A 2,618-nucleotide genomic window follows, 5' to 3' on the forward strand; every position below is an offset into this window, starting at 1 on the left:
ACGGCGGCGACAATCTGGATGAGACTCTTATGTCGCGGTCGGGATGAAAGTATCATGCTGATTGTCGCTGGCAAGAGTCTCGTCGTGTTCTGATTGCCGCTCCGCGACAATCTGGGAAGCACTTTTAATTGTCGCGAAGGCGGCAGGTCTGCCGCGCTGGCGTTTGGCTTCCATGGCGGAACGTCGCCGATAGCTTTCGACGTTCATTTCGAAGATCGTTGCGTGATGAACAAGTCGGTCCACCGCCGCAAGCGTCATGGCCGGGTCCGGAAAGACGCGGTTCCATTCCCCGAAGGGCTGATTGGCGGTGATCATGATGGAACGCCGCTCATATCTTGCGGAGATGAGTTCGAAGAGCACGCTGGTTTCGGCCTGGTCCTTGGTGACGTAGGCCAGATCGTCGAGGATGAGCAGATCGAACTTGTCGAGCTTTGCGATGGCGGATTCGAGCTGGAGCTCACGCCGTGCGACCTGCAGCTTCTGAACGAGGTCGGTCGTGCGCGTGAACAGCACTCGCCAACCGTTCTCGATCAGTGCGAGGCCAATGGCTGCGGCGAGATGGCTCTTTCCGCCTCCGGGCGGGCCGAACAACAGGATATTGGCACCTTTGGCGAGCCAGCTATCGCCGGCGGCAATGGCCATGACCTGCGCCTTGGAGACCATGGGCACAGCGTCGAAAGCGAAGCTCTCGAGGGTCTTTCCGGGCGGCAGATGCGCCTCGGCGAGGTGACGTTCGATCCTGCGATGCGCCCGTTCAGCCAGCTCGTGTTCGGCGATAGCGGAGAGGAAGCGAGCCGCGGGCCACCCTTCACGATCGGCCTGTTCGGCAAATTGCGGCCACAGCGTTTTGATTGTCGGCAGCCTCAGGTCATTGAGCATGATGCCGAGGCGGGCTTCGTCGATGGTGTTGTGGACATTTTTCATGCGGCCTCTCCCGCATAAGCAGGCCCCATCAGGGCTTCATAGCTATTGAGCGATGCGAGCTGCACATGAACGGTCGGCAACTGGTCCGGGTCCGGGCCGAAGATGGCTCTCAAGGCCATCAGGTCGGGCAGTTTGCGGGCGTCGAGCGTTCTGGCAAGCTCCTCGGCCAGTTCACGCTCGCAACCACGATCATGAGCCAGGGCCAGCAGTTCGACGGTGACCTTGCAAGCCTGCCGGTCAGGCAGTTGCTCGATGAGAGTGTCGAAAGCCCTTCGGTATTCCGGCCGAGGGAAGAGCTTGTCGCGATAGACCAGGTTGAGAAGCGCCATCGGCTTTTTGCGCAGGGAATGAATGACGTGGTGATAGTTGACGACCTGATCGTGCTTGCCGCTCGCATGGGCGCGACCTCGCGGCAACGTCAGCAGATGCGTGCCGCCGATGAAGACGTCGAGACGATCGTCAAACAAACGCACACGCAGCCGATGGCCGATCAAACGGGAGGGGACGGTGTAGAAGACTTTGCGCAAGGCGAAGCCGCCGGTGCGCGACACGGTGACGACCACCTCCTCGAAGTCGGTGGTGCGGCGAGCGGGAAGTGCCTGCAGATGCGGGCGCTCGGCATCGATGCGCTTGCCATGCGCGGCATTGCGGCGGCTGACGATCTCGTCGATGAAGGCGCGGTAGGAGCGGAGATCGTTGAAGTCTCGGGTGCCGCGCATCAGGAGTGCATCGCGGACGGCGCTCTTGAGATGGCCGTGGGAACTTTCGATCGAACCGTTCTCGTGGGCGATGCCCTTGTTGTTACGGGTTGGCGTCATCCGGTAATGAGCGCACAGGTCCTCATAGCGGTTGGTGAGATCGACCTTGGCATCGGCATCGAGGTTGCGGAAGGCGGCCGACAGGCTGTCGCTGCGGTGATAGAGCGGCGAACCGCCGACCGACCACAGGGCGTTCTGCAGGCCCTCCGCCAAGGCGACGAAGCTTTCGCCGCCGAGGATGACATGGGCGTGTTCGAAGCCCGACCAAACCAGCCGGAAGTGATAAAGCAGATGGTCGAGCGGCTGGCCGGCGATCGTCACGCTGAGGCTGCCCATGTCGGTAAAATCCGACAGCCCCAACCGGCCGGGTTCGTGCGTCTGGCGAAAGATCACCTCCTGTGCCTCACCGTGAACGGCCCGCCAGGACCGAATGCGCCGCTCAAGTGTGCGGCGAATGCCTTCGGGCAGTTCCGGATGACGTCGCAGCATCTCGTCGTAAACGGCGACCGCACGAATGCCGGGAGCGGCCTTGAGAAGCGGAACAACCTCCGCATCAAAGATATGCTCAAGCGGATCGGGGCGACGCCGACCGCGCGGCGGCTTGTTCTGCGACGGAAGGCGCTGCTCTTTCTCGATGCGGAATGCCGTCGCCCGGCTGATCGACGCCTTCGCGGCGGCGACCTCAACAGAATGCGTTTGTCGATACTTCATGAATAATCTCATCTGATGATCGGTTACATGGCGACCCGGCACAAAGGTGGTTCTCCATTCCAGAAAACCGCCACCGTAGCGGGCCGACCGCGATCATGAGACGCCTAAAAATTGCGCCGCGGCGGGAGTGTAACTCCGGTCGGGCTACGCCCTCCCTTCGTCACACCCCCGCCGCCGAGTCTCATCCTGATTGACGCTGAATCTCACCTTGATTGCCGCCGCGCA

2 protein-coding genes are annotated in these 2,618 nt (G+C 61.6%); both read right to left on the reverse strand.

The window, feature by feature from the left end; all coding sequences use genetic code 11:
• Positions 1-27: 27 nt before the first annotated feature.
• Positions 28-924, reverse strand: a complete 897-nt coding sequence (gene istB, locus IB277_RS37475; protein ID WP_064816995.1) for an IS21-like element helper ATPase IstB — start codon at positions 922-924, stop codon at positions 28-30.
• Positions 921-2,405 carry an IS21 family transposase gene (istA, locus tag IB277_RS37480; protein WP_082936527.1) on the reverse strand — a complete coding sequence of 495 codons (1,485 nt, stop codon included), beginning with the start codon at positions 2,403-2,405 and terminating at the stop codon, positions 921-923. The genes istB and istA overlap by 4 nt, the downstream gene beginning before the upstream one ends.
• Positions 2,406-2,618 lie beyond the last annotated feature (213 nt).

This window comes from Ensifer sp. ENS07 (assembly GCF_014852185.1).
GTDB lineage: Bacteria > Pseudomonadota > Alphaproteobacteria > Rhizobiales > Rhizobiaceae > Ensifer > Ensifer adhaerens.

Excerpts from the sequence above, each read along its gene's own strand:
- istB (WP_064816995.1), bottom strand. The coding sequence starts at position 924 with ATGAAAAATGTCCACAACACCATCGACGAAGCCCGCCTCGGCATCATG.
- istA (WP_082936527.1), bottom strand. The coding sequence starts at position 2,405 with ATGAGATTATTCATGAAGTATCGACAAACGCATTCTGTTGAGGTCGCC.